18 protein-coding genes are annotated in these 16,601 nt (G+C 41.0%); all 18 read left to right on the top strand.

Annotation, left to right across the window (positions count from 1 at the left end):
* Nucleotides 1-15 precede the first annotated feature (15 nt).
* Nucleotides 16-876, top strand: a complete 861-nt coding sequence (locus ACO05P_RS11535) for an IS3 family transposase (protein ID WP_421750711.1) — start codon at nt 16-18, stop codon at nt 874-876.
* A 209-nt stretch (nt 877-1,085) separates the two neighbouring features.
* On the top strand, nt 1,086-1,622 hold the full coding sequence (locus ACO05P_RS11530; protein ID WP_421751026.1) for a hypothetical protein: 537 nt from the start codon (nt 1,086-1,088) through the stop codon (nt 1,620-1,622).
* A 150-nt stretch (nt 1,623-1,772) separates the two neighbouring features.
* Nucleotides 1,773-4,178 (top strand): T9SS type A sorting domain-containing protein, encoded by a 2,406-nt coding sequence (locus ACO05P_RS11525; protein WP_421751024.1) that lies wholly within the window; start codon nt 1,773-1,775, stop codon nt 4,176-4,178.
* Nucleotides 4,179-4,920: 742 nt separating this feature from the next.
* A complete protein-coding gene (locus ACO05P_RS11520) occupies nt 4,921-5,127 on the top strand; it encodes an HTH domain-containing protein (RefSeq protein WP_421751023.1) in 207 nt (68 codons plus the stop codon).
* Between the two features lie 109 nt (nt 5,128-5,236).
* Nucleotides 5,237-5,428, top strand: coding sequence for a hypothetical protein (locus ACO05P_RS11515; RefSeq protein WP_421751021.1), 192 nt, complete (start codon nt 5,237-5,239; stop codon nt 5,426-5,428).
* Nucleotides 5,429-5,477: 49 nt separating this feature from the next.
* On the top strand, nt 5,478-5,666 hold the full coding sequence (locus tag ACO05P_RS11510; RefSeq protein WP_421751019.1) for a hypothetical protein: 189 nt from the start codon (nt 5,478-5,480) through the stop codon (nt 5,664-5,666).
* Between the two features lie 71 nt (nt 5,667-5,737).
* On the top strand, nt 5,738-6,670 hold the full coding sequence (locus ACO05P_RS11505; protein ID WP_421751017.1) for a carboxypeptidase-like regulatory domain-containing protein: 933 nt from the start codon (nt 5,738-5,740) through the stop codon (nt 6,668-6,670).
* A 6-nt stretch (nt 6,671-6,676) separates the two neighbouring features.
* Nucleotides 6,677-7,615, top strand: a complete 939-nt coding sequence (locus tag ACO05P_RS11500) for a hypothetical protein (protein ID WP_421751015.1) — start codon at nt 6,677-6,679, stop codon at nt 7,613-7,615.
* A complete protein-coding gene (locus tag ACO05P_RS11495; protein ID WP_421751013.1) occupies nt 7,615-7,776 on the top strand; it encodes a hypothetical protein in 162 nt (53 codons plus the stop codon). The genes ACO05P_RS11500 and ACO05P_RS11495 overlap by 1 nt, the downstream gene beginning before the upstream one ends.
* Nucleotides 7,773-8,891, top strand: coding sequence for a grasp-with-spasm system SPASM domain peptide maturase (gwsS, locus tag ACO05P_RS11490; protein ID WP_421751011.1), 1,119 nt, complete (start codon nt 7,773-7,775; stop codon nt 8,889-8,891). Before ACO05P_RS11495 ends, gwsS begins: the two co-directional genes overlap by 4 nt.
* On the top strand, nt 8,876-11,095 hold the full coding sequence (locus tag ACO05P_RS11485) for a peptidase domain-containing ABC transporter (RefSeq protein WP_421751009.1): 2,220 nt from the start codon (nt 8,876-8,878) through the stop codon (nt 11,093-11,095). Before gwsS ends, ACO05P_RS11485 begins: the two co-directional genes overlap by 16 nt.
* Before the next feature lie 16 nt (nt 11,096-11,111).
* Nucleotides 11,112-12,479, top strand: a complete 1,368-nt coding sequence (locus tag ACO05P_RS11480; protein WP_421751007.1) for an HlyD family secretion protein — start codon at nt 11,112-11,114, stop codon at nt 12,477-12,479.
* Nucleotides 12,457-13,422: a DUF6624 domain-containing protein gene (locus ACO05P_RS11475; protein ID WP_421751006.1), complete on the top strand. Its 966-nt coding sequence runs from the start codon at nt 12,457-12,459 to the stop codon at nt 13,420-13,422. Before ACO05P_RS11480 ends, ACO05P_RS11475 begins: the two co-directional genes overlap by 23 nt.
* 383 nt (nt 13,423-13,805) lie before the next feature.
* Nucleotides 13,806-14,168, top strand: a complete 363-nt coding sequence (locus tag ACO05P_RS11470) for a hypothetical protein (protein WP_421751004.1) — start codon at nt 13,806-13,808, stop codon at nt 14,166-14,168.
* 49 nt (nt 14,169-14,217) lie between these two features.
* Nucleotides 14,218-14,685 (top strand): hypothetical protein, encoded by a 468-nt coding sequence (locus ACO05P_RS11465; protein ID WP_421751002.1) that lies wholly within the window; start codon nt 14,218-14,220, stop codon nt 14,683-14,685.
* Between the two features lie 48 nt (nt 14,686-14,733).
* The gene (locus tag ACO05P_RS11460) at nt 14,734-15,351 is read left to right on the top strand and encodes a hypothetical protein (protein WP_421751000.1); all 618 of its coding nucleotides are present in this window, start codon (nt 14,734-14,736) and stop codon (nt 15,349-15,351) included.
* A gap of 289 nt (nt 15,352-15,640) precedes the next feature.
* Nucleotides 15,641-15,868 carry a hypothetical protein gene (locus ACO05P_RS11455; protein WP_421750999.1) on the top strand — a complete coding sequence of 76 codons (228 nt, stop codon included), beginning with the start codon at nt 15,641-15,643 and terminating at the stop codon, nt 15,866-15,868.
* 141 nt (nt 15,869-16,009) lie between these two features.
* Nucleotides 16,010-16,591, top strand: a complete 582-nt coding sequence (locus ACO05P_RS11450; protein WP_421750997.1) for a hypothetical protein — start codon at nt 16,010-16,012, stop codon at nt 16,589-16,591.
* Nucleotides 16,592-16,601: the final 10 nt, after the last annotated feature.

The raw sequence follows: 16,601 nt of genomic DNA, 5'->3' as shown, positions 1-16,601 counted from the left end.
GGTGATCGTCAAAACATGGCTACTTATCTAAAGGAAACCTACATGATAAGTATTACCAGGGCTTGTAAGGTGATTCGTTTGCCTAAGTCCATGTTTTATTACCAATCAGTTAAAGATGATACGGAAGTAATTAATAAGCTGCTTGAGATGGTGGTGCTACGCCCCCGTGAGGGTCAGGATAAGGTTTATCAGCGCTTACGCTTAGAGGGCTATAGTTGGAATAAAAAGCGTGTTCGTAGGATCTACCTAAAGTTGGGGTTAAACCTTCGTAGAAAGACCAAGAAGCGTATTCCTGCCCGTGTGAAAGAACCCCTAGTTCAGATGGTGCGACCTAACCAAACCTGGTCTATGGACTTCATGAGTGACGCCTTGGAAAATGGAAGAAGGTTCCGTGTACTTAATGTAATTGATGACTTTAATCGCAAAGCCGTTACTGTAGAAGCCGAGTTTACCTTTCCTTCTTTTGGGGTAATCCAATGTTTAAAGAGAGCCTTTGAAGAACAAGGAAAGCCGAGTAAGATCCGTGTAGATAATGGCCCTGAGTTCACCTCCTTAGAGTTTAGTGAATGGTGCAGAGTACAAGAAATAGAGCTTCATTACATCCAGCCGGGAAAACCCATGCAAAATGGCTATATCGAACGATTTAACCGCACCTTTAGGCAAGATGTATTGGATGCACATCTATTCTCTGGAATTGATCAGGTGAGACATATTGCCGAACAATGGATGGACGATTATAACTACACCAGACCGCATGAAGCACTTGGGGGAATTACGCCCCACCAGGCAGAAGCGAAATTTTCATCCAAGCAAGCTTGCTTGGATGAAAAAACAAGCTACTCCAAACAAAACAAAGTACATTTAAACTCAGTCTGAAATTAGGGGAGGTTACAGGATGTTATGTCCTTTTTTTGGTGGAATTTTTAAAATGATCATTTCGAAAATATTTAAGTGAAAAAAACTCCCCATTAGAATATGCAACCAAGGCTTTTTCCAACAAGATCGCATGTCCATGTTTGTCAATGAAAGGACATGCAAACTTGCTTCATCACGAGGTTTAAGAGAAACCAAAAAAAGACTTCTGAATGAGAAAGCACTTAGATATAGAATTAAAGGACCAGGGGAATGTAAAAGCTTTGTGTGTCCAATACTTTACGGACTATGGTTTTAAACTGATTAGAGATAGGCCAAATCATTTGCGGTTCAAGAGGGGTTCGGTGCTTTTAAACTTTTTTACTTTTAATCCTTTAAGATGGAAGACCGAAGTAAATATTGAGGTCTTAGAAAATTCTTTGCACTGCGATTTTACTATTAGTCTCATAGGTCAAGTGCCAACCAAAACTGAAGAGGAGTCCTGGGATGCTTTTGTCGAGAATTTCCGAAGCTTTATAAAGGATCCAAACTTTGACTTTCGACAAAGAAATCAATCTGTAAAGAACAAGGTCAAAGGAAATAATTGGGCTTATTTGAAGTATGCCATTTTAGTGGGGCTGCTTATTGCCATACCCTTGGCGATTATTGGGCACTTTTTAGGCAGGGATGATTTAGCTCCGGTTGGTGCCGCAATTGGAGTTGCTATGGCAGTGATGAGCCGAATACAAAAGGAAAAGACCACCAAATGACAAAGCGGGTCCTAGCGAGGCTTAGGCAAGAATCTGTTGAGTAAGTCTTAGCACTGTTCCTAAGTTGAAAATATTCGAGCTTAAAGGGTAAATGTGATTTAGTACTTTTGAGCGCTTTGCCCCATTTTTCAATATTAAGACCTTAACCCTATGCTCATAAAAGCGTTCATTCGTTTTGCCCTTTTTGCCTTTTTGTCTACTAGTTTACAAGCCTCCCATGGCGCAGGGGCTTATCTGAATTGCCGTACCTATAATGATGGAAAAAGCATTGAACTTGAACTTCATCTTTTCCGCTATAATGGTGCAAATAGCGCCCAATACAATTCCAGTTTTACCATTACAGGTCCTCTGTCATTTAATTTAGTTCGAGGGACATCAATTATCCATCCAGTGGGCGACAGTCTTTGTCCGGATGGGACGATTACTGAGTACATTTATCATGGCAATGCATTTCTAGGTAATGTATTGAATGCAAATGATGTGGTCTTGGAAGCCATTGTACCTTGTTGTTTGTTGGGTGAAATGAAGAATTTAAATGATTCTGCTGGAGTAAATATCAGAACACGAATTAGTATTCCAACCGTCCCAAGCAATAATGGCAATCAGTATAAAATGGTGTCGGTTAATACCTTAAATATGCGAGTGAGAATGTTGCATTCTGCTCGGACAGATCAGTTTTCGGTCCTTGACTTTTCAGTTCCGCTTATACCTTCGAATGTGGATTCAATTCGCTATCACTTAGCCCAGATAAGCAGCACAAATAGTTACTCGGTTTATGAATCTGGCTTTACAGGTCTTAATCCTCTTCCAGATCAAACCGAAGACCCCTTAAATGCTCAAAACATATTTGATTCAGAATTGGGCACTTTGAGCTTTAGGGCACGTGGACAAAGTTCAGATACAGGCTTTTATTTATTAAGTACTGATTATGATGTGTATGTAGACTCTGGGAAAGTGGTAAGCATGAATGCTTTGGGCTTGGTTTATTTAGAATATGGTGATTCTACTCTAAACTCCAGCCTGGTCTTCAATCATAAAGATGGAAGCAATGTTCAGGTTTTACAGCATGGAGATACTCTTTTTCGAACTTTGGTTTACGGAGATAGCCTAAGTCTTGATTTAGAGGCTTATTCAATATCAGGATCTAAAATTCTTTATGGATGGTTAGGGGGTGTCACAGATACCACGGGCTTTTATGGCCAGTTTCAGGGCCGCTTCCAGCAACCGGCGGTCTTAAGTGTTGGAGCTGCAATAGGAGCTCAGGATACAATAAGGAAGAGACTTTTTTGGGAGCCAACCTTAGATGATTTCCGATACCGTCCGGGGCATTATAACTTTCGACTGTATTATAGGCTATATACCTGCGGCAGTTTGTCGCAATACATCAATGTAAATGTGGAACTTTTACAAGAACCATTTATCTACAAAACTCAGGATACCATTTATACATGCTATGCTCAAAACTTGGATTTGAACGCTTATTTTTGGGGAGATTCATTGTTCTGGCGGCCTAGAGCTGGATTAGGAGATTCAACACAGTCAAATATTAACTTTAATCCCTTTGAATCTGGTTACCTCTATATTACTCATCCTCGTTTAGGAGATCTGGATTCGATTTACCTCAAATTGGGTGATTTGCCCAACCGCATTCCCTTACAAATGACAACCAATGGAATGGAAATGGAATTCACCGAGAGCGATCATTCTGTTTATCAGCAATGGTGGTTAAATAATGTGATTCCTTTTCATGGCGTATTGGAAGATGAGAATCCAATTATTGGAGCAGGTACTTATAATGTTTGGTCTTATATGCATTTGGACTCCTGCCCGAATATAACCGATACTCTTACAATTCCCTACAATGAACGATGGGGAGGGAACTCTTGGGCGGGTCATCCTGAAAGTCGTTTCGGTCAGAGGGTATTGGGTGAACCTAATAATCTCAAGTATACTCAGAAATTGAAAATCACAAAAAACAGACAGCTTCAGAATGTTTATTTTATTGGTTTAAACTCGATTGCTTCATCACAACAGGTTATGGTGGAGCTGCAGTTTGCAAGCGGTTTGTATTTTACTCGAACCTTTAATGTCAAGGATGAGAGCTATATCGACTATCCAATATACTATGCTTTGGATACCACTATGGAAGTAGATATTAGTATAACGGTACCTCAATACATTGAACTCTCTTTACTAGAAGGAACAGGTGCCAGCTTCGAACATAATGGACTGCGCTTTTCAGACTTCAGGAAGATTACTGGTACAGATACCGCAGCTACCAATTTAAGACCTGCTATTGGCTTTAAATTCGAAAGTGATATTAGTTTGTCAGAGGAAGACTTCCAACCCATTGCTCTTTACCCTAATCCTGCCAGTGATCACTTGATTATATCTGCGCCTAAAGGCTCATTCTGGCAATTACACAGTTTCAGTGGGCAAATGGTCGCGGAAGGAAGGCTGGAGGCGGATATAGCGGAGATACCGATCGATAACTTCTCTCCAGGCTTTTATTTGCTTAATGTGGATGGTCAAAACTTGAAGTTTGTGAAGGAGTAGATCGCCGCCATCCAAGGTTTTTCCTCAGTAAGGCTACAAGTGGAGAATTATCCAGGGTGTGACGCTACCTTGCTCTACAGGAACACTAGAGCAATATAATGCATGAAAATGGGCTTTTCTAAATGCCACTTAATTCTACATGTGCCAGTCCAGTCAACCACAGCAAAGTCTTAATGAAAATGATCTGATGCTTGCCCCTTATTGTCTGTATAAGGTGAAATATTGAAGTAGAATTAAATATTCTTGCTCGATGCAAAGCCCGGGTTAAATTATTTTTATAGTTTTATTTCCAAGGGAAGAAAGAGTTAATATTTAATGTGCGATGAAACACAGCCGTACTCTATTCTCTCATTCTGCTAGCCCTAAACTTTGGGCATCTTCAATATCTTTTTATCTACTCAGGAATAAATTCATTCCTGGTCCATGCAACAATTTCAATATTGTAGCCAAGCTTTATTGGGGTGTTTCTCCCCCTCCTCTCATTTCATAGTATAGGGATCAGCTCTAATAATAAAGATCTGATAAGCTTAAAAGGCAATAAATTTTCAATTTCAATGAGTGTAAATTCATAGTTATTGCCTCTATTTTGTTTTCAGTTAGAGAATTATAGTTCAAATTTATCGTTTGAGAAACACAAAACTTTAAACGAATAATAATGTACTTTATTCTGGTTTATAGGTGTTTGTACAATGCAAGATGTTTTCTGTAAACCCAAGTTTAATCAATTATAGCCCCTATTTTTATGAATTATATGACCTATCAAAGTAGGCTTACATATATTATAGAACTACTTGAAAAAGAGTCGATTGTGACTCCTAAAATCATGTCAGAAAAGTATGAATGTTCCACTAAAACCATTAACCGGATGATTGGACATTTACGGGAGTCAGGTTATAATATTAAATGGTGTCGAAAACGTAAAAGCTATTGCCTGATTTCAAATGAATAAATTATGTCTATTTTAGGCGGACAAATAGTGTCCCTCTGCCTCCTTTTATTTGTAAGGCGTTTGCCGAAAAGCAGTATAGAGTAGGCGGAATTAATAATTTTAGTTTTAAATGGAAGCATTAAATTCTAAGAAATTTGAGGCGCTTAGCCCAGAGGCTATGGAGTCTCTAAATGGAGGAAAATGGGTTTACCAATGGCACGTTTCTGATGCGGATGGAAATACCGCAGTAATGTATTACCAAGACTCTGGTTTTAGACGTTTGTTTGGTGATGATTACAAACAAGAAGTAGATCATACCTAGGATCAAGCTGTTTTTAATTTCTTTTTAATCATTTGTAAAAAATAACAATATGGAATCTTTAAACAGTAACAAATTCAATTCATTATCCTCTGAAGAAATGATGGCCCTTCAAGGAGGTGCCTGGAGTAAGTGGAAAGTGATTGAAGGTGTAGAAGACCCTTATGGCTATACCTACTATCAACGCTATAATTGGTGGGGCTTACACGCTACTACTGATACCAGAGCGGAACAAGACTAGTTAGTACAGTTAGTCATTAAGATGAGGCTATCTTTTTTTTAGATAGTCTCATTTTCTTTTTTCAAAATTCTATGCGCAAATTCCTTCATCTTATCCTTTCGCAACTTCTGCTCTTAGGAATTCCTTTGGAACTGTCTTCACAGTCCCATTCCTATCATGCATTAGTATTGGATAAGAGTACCAATGAGAGTTTGCCCTATGTGAATGTTAGGGTTTATTTGGGCGACAGCACTTTTTATTTCAGTGCCACTGATGTTCAGGGGCGTTTTATCATTAGGTCGGGCTTCCCGCGAGGGTCGCAAATCAGCATTAGCTGCATGGGTTACAGCAGTCAAGATTTTCCCCTGCATTTTAAGGATCAGGTGGATACCATTCGTTTGGCTCCGGATCCCATGTATTTGAACGAAGTAACGGTAGTTCCGATAGACCCCGAGGAAGGGGAGTTTTTTGAGACCGGAACTTATCGCAAGTCGGAGGATTTGTACATCTGTCGAAGAGCAGGTAATCGATCGGCGATTTTATTAGAACCCGAGGATGAGGTAAAGCAAGGCATCCTTTGGCGCTTTGGCTTATTAATAAGTGAGCATTCCAAAGGAGAGCATCCTTTCCGAATTTTCTTTTGCGAGGTTTCTGAGGCAGCAGATCAAAGGCCAGGTAAGATCATAGCCGGTTCAGAAATTAGGGCTCTTAGCCAGGATGAAGGAGGCTGGCTCTATTTTGATCTAGACTCCCTGCGAATTCCATTTAGTTCGAAAGGCCTTTATGCTGTAATTGAATGGTTACCCGAGGAGACACCGGAGTTGGAGTCCTTTTCCAACCTCGGACGGCGTCGCTTGGAGCCGATCAATCATTTTTGCCTGGCAGAACACCATTGCAAGTTCGAAGATTATTTAGGCTGGTATCAAAGGCCTGGCGATTTTGAAGGATGGCGTAGATTGAAAGAACGCAAAGATTATTTAGTGGCAAATCCCATAGTTTATGCGAAGGTCTTATTAATGGAATAGGGGGAGATGGTAACAATATATTCAAGGAAAGATGAAGGAAGTGTAGACCGGGTTCTGGACTGGTTGCACTTTGCAGATGTTCCCTTCAAAAGAATTTTTCCGGAAAGTTTTACGGAGTCCGGTGAGGGAGCAATACCCAGGTCTTACGGTATTCAGGGCCACAGTAGAGCCGGAGAGAGAAAGGATACCTATTGGTTGCGAAACTGGAGCAAGCTTCGTTTTGAACCCAATCCCGTTTTACCGGGCCTGGAGAAAAATATGGAGGCCGATCTATTGGCCGTTTTCGACCTGGAAGCCTATCAGGGTCAATTGGGCAGCATTTACAGATCGGTGGAAAAGCCACGGCAGTTAAATTATGCTCTACAACATGGTCTCCAGATCCCGGAAACCCTAATCAGTAATAACCGTGAAGATTTACGCAAATTCATCGAACAGCAGGGTACGGTGATTACCAAGCCTTTGGCTCATCCCTATACTTTTTATGATCCCGAAGGAATACAAAAACCCAAACTGTCCTACACGCGTACAATTAGCCTTGAGGAAGTAGAGGGCTTGCCGAAAGTGTTTCACTTTAGCCTCTTCCAGAAATTGGTAGAGAAGCAATACGAAATCAGAACCTTTTACCTCAATGGTACATGCTGGTCAATGGCCATATTTAGTCAGTCTTCGGAACAAACGAAAGTGGATTTTCGAAATTACAATCTGAAAAATCGCAATCGATCGATTCCCTTCCAACTCCCTCGAGAAATGGAGAACCGAATTCGAAGCTTTATGAAAGCTTGCGACCTCAATTGGGGATCATTGGATTTTGCCGTAGATGCCAATAATGACTTCATCTTTTTTGAAGTGAACCCTCAAGGGCAATTTGGAATGGTATCGAATCCCTGCAATTATCATTTGGAAAAAGAACTCGCCGAATTTATCGCAGCGAATAATCTATACTAGTGAAAGATTTAAAAATTAGTGAAGCCTTAATTAGCCCTGCCTATCGAAATCTACAGGAGCCCAGCTATAGTGCCTATGGTAAATGGGCCTCCTCAGACCTGCACCAAACCGAGTCCTATCAGTTGAAATCCTTTTACAAACCGATTATTCTCAATCGATGAGTTTAGCCCGTTTTAAACGATTTGCGGACATTTTTCCGGTAAAAGGCCATAATCGCGGCGTTTTATATGATTTAGGTCGCAAGGCACATTTTATGATCCCCAATAGCTTTATTGGTTTCCTGGAGTTTTGCGAGGGTAAAAGCCAAGCGGAAATTGAAGAATCACTGCAGCCCAAAGGGATATATCCATTGGAATACTTTCAGTTTATGATGGAGAAGGAATTTGGGTTTTGGACGGAAACTCCGGATTTCTTTCCGCCTTTAAACTTAGAATGGCAATCGCCCAGCTATTTCAGCAATATTATCTGGGATGTAGAAGAGGAGCTTCTGCCAGTGATTTTAAATTGTGTTCAGGAGCTGAATATCAAAGCCATGCACCTTCGTTTCTCGGGAAAGGATCTAAAATCAAGCTTAAGCAAGACCTTAAAAGCATTTGAAGGTTCTACAGTGAAAGCATTGGAAGTAGCCTTTCCCTTTTCTGAAGCCTTTGATACCGAATTTTTGAGGGACTTACTGTATGAAAACCCTCGTGTTTCCATGTTTATCGCTCACGGGGCCGATACCGATGGAGTGGATTATCTGGATGAACGAAAAGCGCATTTTTACATCCGATCACGAAGCCCCTTATTTTATGATCCCAATCGCTGTCTGGTTAATCGCTACAGCTTTAAAGTGGATATGGAATTATTTATTGAGGCTCAATCTCATCATAGCTATTTCAATAAGAAGCTATACATCAATAGCAAAGGAGAACTAAGAAATGCGCCTGAATGTGCAGAGGTATTCGGGAATCTACATGAAATTAATAGGCCTAAGGAAATTTTGAATTTACCGGGGATGGGTTCCCTGGATCAGGTAGCAAAGTCGAAAGTGGACATTTGCAAAGATTGTGAGTTCAGATATATGTGTGTTGACAATCGAGTGCCTAAAAATCGTGGGAATGAGCAATGGTATCATAGCAGCCCATGCAACTACAATCCATATATCAGCAAATGGAATGATGAACCCGGCTTCTTGTCTTTGGAGGAATGTGGCGTGATCTCAAATGAGCAGGGTTTTAGTATAGACGAAGACAAAATTACATCCCTAAATCAGCGTATATGGCAAAACGCCTAAATCCAATCAGGCAAAGGGATGAAAAGGATTGTGGTCCGGCTTGCCTGGCCATGATTAGTGAGTACTACGGCAAAGCAGTACCTCTACAAAAGTTGATTAAACTTTGTAAGACTACCCGAATGGGTTCTTCCTTATTGGGTTTAAGTGAAGCGGCCGAAAAAATGGGCTTAGGTTCATTAGGAGTGAAAATTACCTTGCAGAAACTGCAGGAAGAAGCTCCCTTTCCGGCCATATTGCACTGGAATCGAAATCACTTCGTGGTTCTGTATAAAATTAGTGGGAAGAATGAGGACCTGGTCTTTCATCTTGCGGATCCGGCACATGGATTAATTAAACTCAATCGTGAGGATTTCACTTCCGCCTGGCAGCAATCGGGCAGTACTACTGAGCCAGAGGGGATAGCGCTTTTAGTAGAGCCCAAAGCCGAATTTTATCAGGATCAAACCGATCCCGATAATTTGGAAACCGATAAGCAAGGCTTTGCTTTCTTGTTTCGCTATCTGCGACCCTACCGGAAATTGGTGTTCCAGCTCTTCCTGAGCCTCTTAACCGTTTCCTTATTGCAGCTTTTCTTCCCCTTCCTCACCCAAAGTATTGTTGACGTTGGGGTTCAAAATCAGAATATCCAATTCATCTACCTAATTCTGATTGCCCAGTTAATGCTTTTCCTGGGCCGTACCTCAGTGGAATTAATAAGGGGTTGGATTCTATTGCATATCAGTCAACGCATCAATATCGCTCTGATCTCCGACTTTTTCATCAAACTCATGAAGCTGCCCATTAACTACTTCGATGTGAAGATGACGGGTGATTTAATGCAGCGAATAGGCGATCATAAACGCATAGAACAATTCCTTACCGGGACCTCCCTCAATACTTTATTTTCCATTTTCACCTTTATCATCTTTAGCGGGGTTTTGGCCTGGTATAATTGGTGGATTGCCGGAGTTTTTTTATTGGGTAGCGCCTTATACGCGGGCTGGATTTTACTCTTTCTTAAAAGAAGAAGAGACCTTGATTTTCAACAGTTCGGCAAGCTTAGCGAAAACCAGAGTGTAATCATGGAACTGATTAATGGCATGCAGGAAATTAAACTGCATAATGCTGAGCGCCAGAAAAGATGGAAATGGGAGAATTTGCAGGCTTCTTTGTATAAGATTAGCATTAAAAACCTGTCTCTTCAACAAACGCAAAGTAGTGGTTCGGCGCTGATCAATGAGTTGAAGAACATCGTAATGACCTTTTTGTCGGCCATGCTGGTAATTCGCGGGGAAATCAGCTTAGGGATGATGCTGGCCATAAGCTATATCATTGGTCAGCTAAATGCGCCGCTAAACCAATTGGTGTTGTTTATTCAGCAATTACAAGATGCGCGTATTTCTCTCGATCGCCTCAGTGAAATACATGCCAAGGAAGATGAGGGACATGAGCTTAAGGATATGGCCGTGCACCTCAATGGTAGCATCGATGATTTAAAACTAGAGCAGGTTTCCTTTCGCTATACCGGAGCGGGAAATGCTTTGGTGCTTAAGGATATTTCAGTCACTATTCCGGCGAAGAAAACAACGGCTATTGTGGGAACCAGTGGGAGCGGAAAAACTACTCTGATGAAGCTGCTGCTTAAATTCTATGAGCCCGAAAATGGGAAAATCAGAGTCGGAGCTTTACCTCTTTCAACTATAGAACCTTCGCATTGGCGGGATAAGGTGGGGTCAGTAATGCAAGAGGGCTTTATCTTTTCGGATACCATTGCCGGGAATATCGCGGTGGGAGTGGATTATCCTGATACCTCCAGACTACTGCATTCGATTAAAGTTGCCAATATCGAAGCGCTGATAGAGCAGCTTCCCAGTGGCTTAAACACCGTGATTGGTGCCGAAGGTTTGGGCTTAAGCACCGGGCAAAAACAGCGAATTTTAATTGCTAGAGCGGTTTATAAAAATCCGGATTACCTCTTTTTTGATGAGGCGACCTCTTCCTTAGATGCCAATAATGAAAAGGTGATCATTGAGAATTTGAATCATTTCCTTGAAGGAAGGACGGCGGTAATTATTGCCCATAGATTGAGTACCGTTAAAAATGCGGATCAGATTTTAGTCTTGGATGAAGGACGTATTGTAGAAGCTGGTACTCATGAAGAGCTCAGTGCCAAACGTGGACATTATTATGAATTGGTGAAGAACCAACTTGAATTAGGGGTATAGACCCAAACATTAAACTGTGGAAGAAGTAAGAGATCAAATCCAGAAGGAGAAAAAAAGCTCGCTAGAGGAGCAAGCCCTGCGCTCTTTTGTGGTAAATGATATTATAAATAAGCCGCCCCATTGGTTGTTAAGCTGGGGGGTAACTTCCGTTTTTGTTGTTTTGATTCTGGTTTTACTGGCCTCCTGGTTTGTTCGTTATCCGGATATTATTTCCGGCAAGGCCACAGTTAAGGCAGAGAATCCGGTGGTTCTGAAATCCAGCCTGGTAAACGGTCGCTTAAACAAGCTATTTGTGCAGGATGGGCAGAAGGTGCAAAAAGGCGAGGCCTTGCTGTCTTTTGAAAATCCGATGTCGGCCGAAGAATATAGCTACCTGCAAATTTTTCTGACCCAATTCGATTCGGTTTCCGCCCGAACAGATCTTCCGAAAGACTTGCAATTGGAAATTGATACCAATCGGAATTTTGGTCTTTTGCAAGCCAGCTTCAATCGACTTAGCTCTGCTTATTTAGCCATCCAGGAATTAAATAGTCGTAGCATAGACAGCATGCGATTGTTAAATTTAAAGGAGCAGATCAGCAATTACGAAAACCTGGTGTCCATCGCCGAAAGTCAGGTTAGAATTGCCAGGAGCGAATTACGAAATGCCGAACAAAAACATGAGGCAGATAAAAAGCTGTTTAAGCAAGGGGTTTACTCGAAAGTAGATTTCATGGACATGGAAAGCGCCTATCGAAGCAAGCTTTCGGCCCTGGAAAATGCGAAACAAACAAAAGGTCAGTATAAGGTTACTACCGCCGATTATAAACGGCAATTGTCGGAACTGGAATACGAGCTGCAAAAGGAGCGTCGCGAACTCATGATTGAGTTAAATCAGGCGGTAGCCACTTTAAAAAGTGAAATGACCAATTGGGAGCAATCCAATATTATCCTGGGAAATACGCATGGGACTATTAATTTTTTGGTTGATTTATTTGAAGGGCGCACAGTGCTCGCGGGGGAGCCGCTTTTAGCGATTATTCCAGAAGATCAGCAATATTATGTTTCCGCTATTATTCCTCCTTCAAACTATGGTAAGGTAGAAATAGGACAGGAAGCAAACCTCAAATTAGATAATTACAATTGGCAGGAATTTGGGGCGCTTAAAGGAAAGGTGACCACGATAAGTGAATTGCCAACCGAAGAAGGCTATCGAGTGGTAGTTGAAATACTTAATTACCCTAATGCAAAAGATACCCAGGCTTTGGAGCTTAGACCGGAAATGAATGGCTTGCTGGAAATCAAAACAAATGATCTGAGATTAATAGAGCGCTTCTTCCACAATCTTAAAAAGATCTTTGAACGCAAACCTCTCAAGAAAGATGAAGAGAACGAAGAAAAATGAGGCATTGAGGTCCTTGGCCTTGCTGTGCTTGCTTATAGGAATAGGTCTTGGTCTCAAGGCTCAGGAGTCTGGTTTAGCGAAGTCTGCTAGCTCCGGTCTATCAGAGCCAGGACAAGATAGCCTCGCATATTCAGCTTATTTAAGTTCTGCACGTTCTTATGCCCATCAGGATGCTTTGGAGCAAGCCTTTCAACAATTGGAATTAGCAATTGAGAAGGGAGCGGGTCGGGATGTGGTGTATTATGATGCCGCCTTTAAAGCGCTTAAGGATAAATACGGTCCAGAGCTGGATCGTTTGCTTCAGGAGCAATATCAAGGGCAATACCCCGAAGCGGTTAAAGCGGAGATGGGTTATAAAATATGGTCATGGTATTTGGATGAAGAGCAGGAAATTAAGCCGCTAAGGTCCATGGAACATCCGCCTACTCCTTCCCAAATGGAACTGATCCGCGAACAGAGGGAGGAGCGCCGGGATGCCTTGTTGGAGATCATCGAGGAAATCGGATGGCCGCGAAATTCAGAGGTAGGCGAAAAGGCTGGAGAGGCCTGTTTCTTTTTAATCCAACACAGTCCTCCCAAGATTTTAAAGAAGTGCTTGCCACTTTTTATTGAGGTCGCCATGGCTGGTGAAGCGGATAAAGCCAAGGCCGCACTTATGGTAGATCGCTTCTTAGTAAATAAAGAGGGTGTGCAAATCTTTGGTACTCAGGCGGGGCGATCGGCTAATTCAGGAGAAGCTCTCTCACAGCAGAAGCTTAGTTTATACCCCATTGCCGATGAGGCGAATCTCAATCAAAGAAGAAAGGCATTAGGCCTTCCCGCAATTGAAGAATATTGCAAGCAATTAAAGGTGGACTATGTCCCTATCGAAGAACGCCCGGACTATGAGCCCATTAAGCTCAAGGAAAAGTGGCGCAAAAAAGGGTATTTATTGGGGACATAGATACTTCGCGTCTTAGGCCCAGAGATTCGTTTATTCCCAATTGCTAGGGAAAGGGAGGGAATAGATCTAATCCTTTAAATTAGGGCTCCAATCAAGACGGTAAACTAAAATCGTCAATGCAATCAATAAGAAGAAAAGCGGGCTTAGCAATAGTATTAATTAGCTTAGTGCTGAGAATTCCGACCCTGGCTCAAGGGGATTCAATATGCCTTAAGAGTCTTTCAGAGCTGGAAAGCTTCGCGGATAGCAATATCCGCATCCTGGCAATTGACTTCAGGCTTCCTGCAAATTTTGATTATTCCCTTATTCCAGAGGGGTTAAAGTGCTTAAGGTTTTTGAAACCATCAAAGAACTTAAAACAACTGGGATCATTATTTGAGAAAATGGATCAGCTGGAAACCTTGGAGTTAAATGGCGAAATGATTAGTTTTTTACCTGAGCTTCTATTCTTTAATCACAGCATTCAAAATCTATATTTAACCGAGGCCAGCCTTGCTGATCTTTGGGCCTATTCGGCCTTTGTGTCTGATGTTAAGATTGAGAGATTGTATTTAAAGGAGATTGAGATAGAGAAAGATTGCAGAATATTTGAAATGCTTTTTTACGGAGGTAAATTGAGTGCCGATTACCTAATTCTTCAATATGAAAAAGCTCCAGATGCCGAGGAGCTTGCCTTTTTGATTGATTTATTTGGGACCAAGGAATTGCTCCTAAATGGGGAGACGCAGAAGGTTTATGTGGATTAATTTCAGCTTAAATCTCATAGGCCATAAAGGCTTTGCCTAATATTGGAATATGAATAAGGCCAAGCACATCATAGTAAATTTTTCTCTGCTACTTAGTATGATATTCACCAGCTGTGGATCATTTCACCAAAGTAAAACTTCACGAGAGGCCCTGGAAATTAGTATTAAGCAAATCAATCTAGCGGGAAAGGATCTGGGACTGACCTACATAATCAGATCCAGACGCATTGAAGAGTGGACTGATGAGGGCATGATCTATAGCTCCAATATTACTGAGGATGAATGGGGAGAGCTAGAAAAACATCGTGATGCATTGAAGGGTTTAAAGATGTATTATGATGCTAATATGATCGATGGATTTGTTTGGAAGGTGGTATTGCGCGACCAAAACACTTTGAACTTTGTTTATCTAAATAATGTCGGATTGCCATCCACCAACCGCTTATTTGAACAGATCAATCGTCTGCTTCCTGAAAAGCTTGAAAAAATATACCTTTTAGAACCCCTTGAGCCTTAGCTATAATGTGCTAGATGGCTTTAGATTACTTGAATTTGATCATTAAGAATGAAACGGGATAAGGCTGTGAGCTTCCTTTTAGTACTGTTTTTACTAGGCCTGACTCCAGATGCTTTTGGGGCTTCTAAAGCGATAGAGGTAGATTCCTTACTAAAGGATTTTGTCAGCTTAGAGATATGTGAAAGCATCGGTTCTGAATCTGCCTTTATTGTTTTGCAGCATTATTCGGAGGAAGATAGTGACATATTGATTTTTAAAATGCTTCAAAAAACTGAATTGAAGTCATATGAATATATGCGTATGACTCATTACTCTTTTATGGGCTGGACCGTCTTTATGGATACCAACCTTTTGTGTAGGACCTGTAACTACTTGAATGAGGAAAGCTTGTGTTTTAATGTAAGGAATGAAGACTTCTATCCATTCGCTATCGCAAAAGATGCAGATACAATGCTATTGCTGTTTGATGAATTTCCTATCTTCAAGATTAGTGCATATGAAGTTTTTGACCCTAAAAGTCCTGTGCTCCTAAATGAGCAAAAATGTAATTTAAACGAGGTAGATGTTTATCTCGATTCACTCTATTTTGAAGGTTGGGATAAACTGTACTGGGAAGACTGGAGTTTGTTCAAGAACTATCAATTTAAACCATCTGAGAAGCCCTGATTTCATTGTATTTTGAGAGCGCATTTGTAAGATAAAATAGGTAACTGTGTCCCTGAATAACTTTCATACTAAGTTCTGCTTGCTCCTGGTCTCTGTCACTTTTATGGGCTTTTCCGCTAATAGCCAGAAAATTGAAATACGACCACATTCGAAGATTCAGGATAGAAGCTTTATGATCGAGCTAATTGTCGGAGATAGCTTGATTGAAACCACGCAGACTTATGCGGGACAGAATCGATATTTTTATTCGATTTCCAGATCAGAATTCGATTCAATAAAGCGAAAACTAGTGGAGCAGGAAATACCTGAGCCTAGTATGAAGGAGATTTACGGATCAGCTTCGGACGTATTTATTTTGGTTTTCATAATGGAAGGGGATAAGGTGTCTGAATACTATTTAGAAAGTCCACAAAGCTTTGAGGACTTTTTTAGTGCCAGCGCAAAATGTATTCAAAACGAAGCCTTGAAGAAGCAGGTTTTAGCTTTGAGGGAATTTGCCGCTCATTTGCGGGATTAGAATTTCAGCCGAACTTTAAGAATGATACTGTTTTAAGGCTTTATCTTGATGCTCCCAATGATGAAATCAAATGCACGATTTGTTTACCCCATTAGAACAGGGCTGTTCTGTATCCTTTGTGTCCTTTTTCAGACCAATTTGTTGAAGGCACAAAGCCGGAAAATCGACTTTGATCCTTCCCTATGGCCAAGCTACGAAGAGGAGCTAAGCTGCATCGAAACCCATTCTATATTTTATAAGGTATCTGTGGATTGTGATTCCATTGGCTTGGAATCACCGAAACTGGACTTAATGGTAAATGATTCGGTGATCAGCTTAAGTGCAGAAGGTTTATCTATTGTCTTAGCGGATAGAGCTTTTAAGCCTGAGGAACATTTGCTCGAATACGAAACCTTGAAATCTGATGTTAGGGTACTGTACAAGATTGATAGTTTGGTTTACTATGGTAGCTATGATATTGATACACCAGCGACTAAGTTGGTAGACTTGACTTGTGTAATACATAATCGCAAAATTGCTATTCCTAAGGCCGCTTATTCCGACTTATATGATCCCTTATTGCGTGATTCTTTTGGCGCTAAGTTTCAAATGGTAGGAATATATCGATCATTAGATCGGGAAAGGTTGTATTTAAAGCTAAATAGCATAAGCTCGGGATATGAGGTGATCTTCATCATCGACGGCTTTAAGTATATCGGAAGAGTTTTGTGGCCAGGGATTTAACTTAATGTGC

It is taken from the genome of Croceimicrobium sp., assembly GCF_965228705.1.
Taxonomy (GTDB): domain Bacteria; phylum Bacteroidota; class Bacteroidia; order Flavobacteriales; family Schleiferiaceae; genus Croceimicrobium.
The sequence above is the reverse complement of the archived record's forward strand: the minus strand, read 5'-3'. Positions and strand labels throughout refer to the sequence as shown.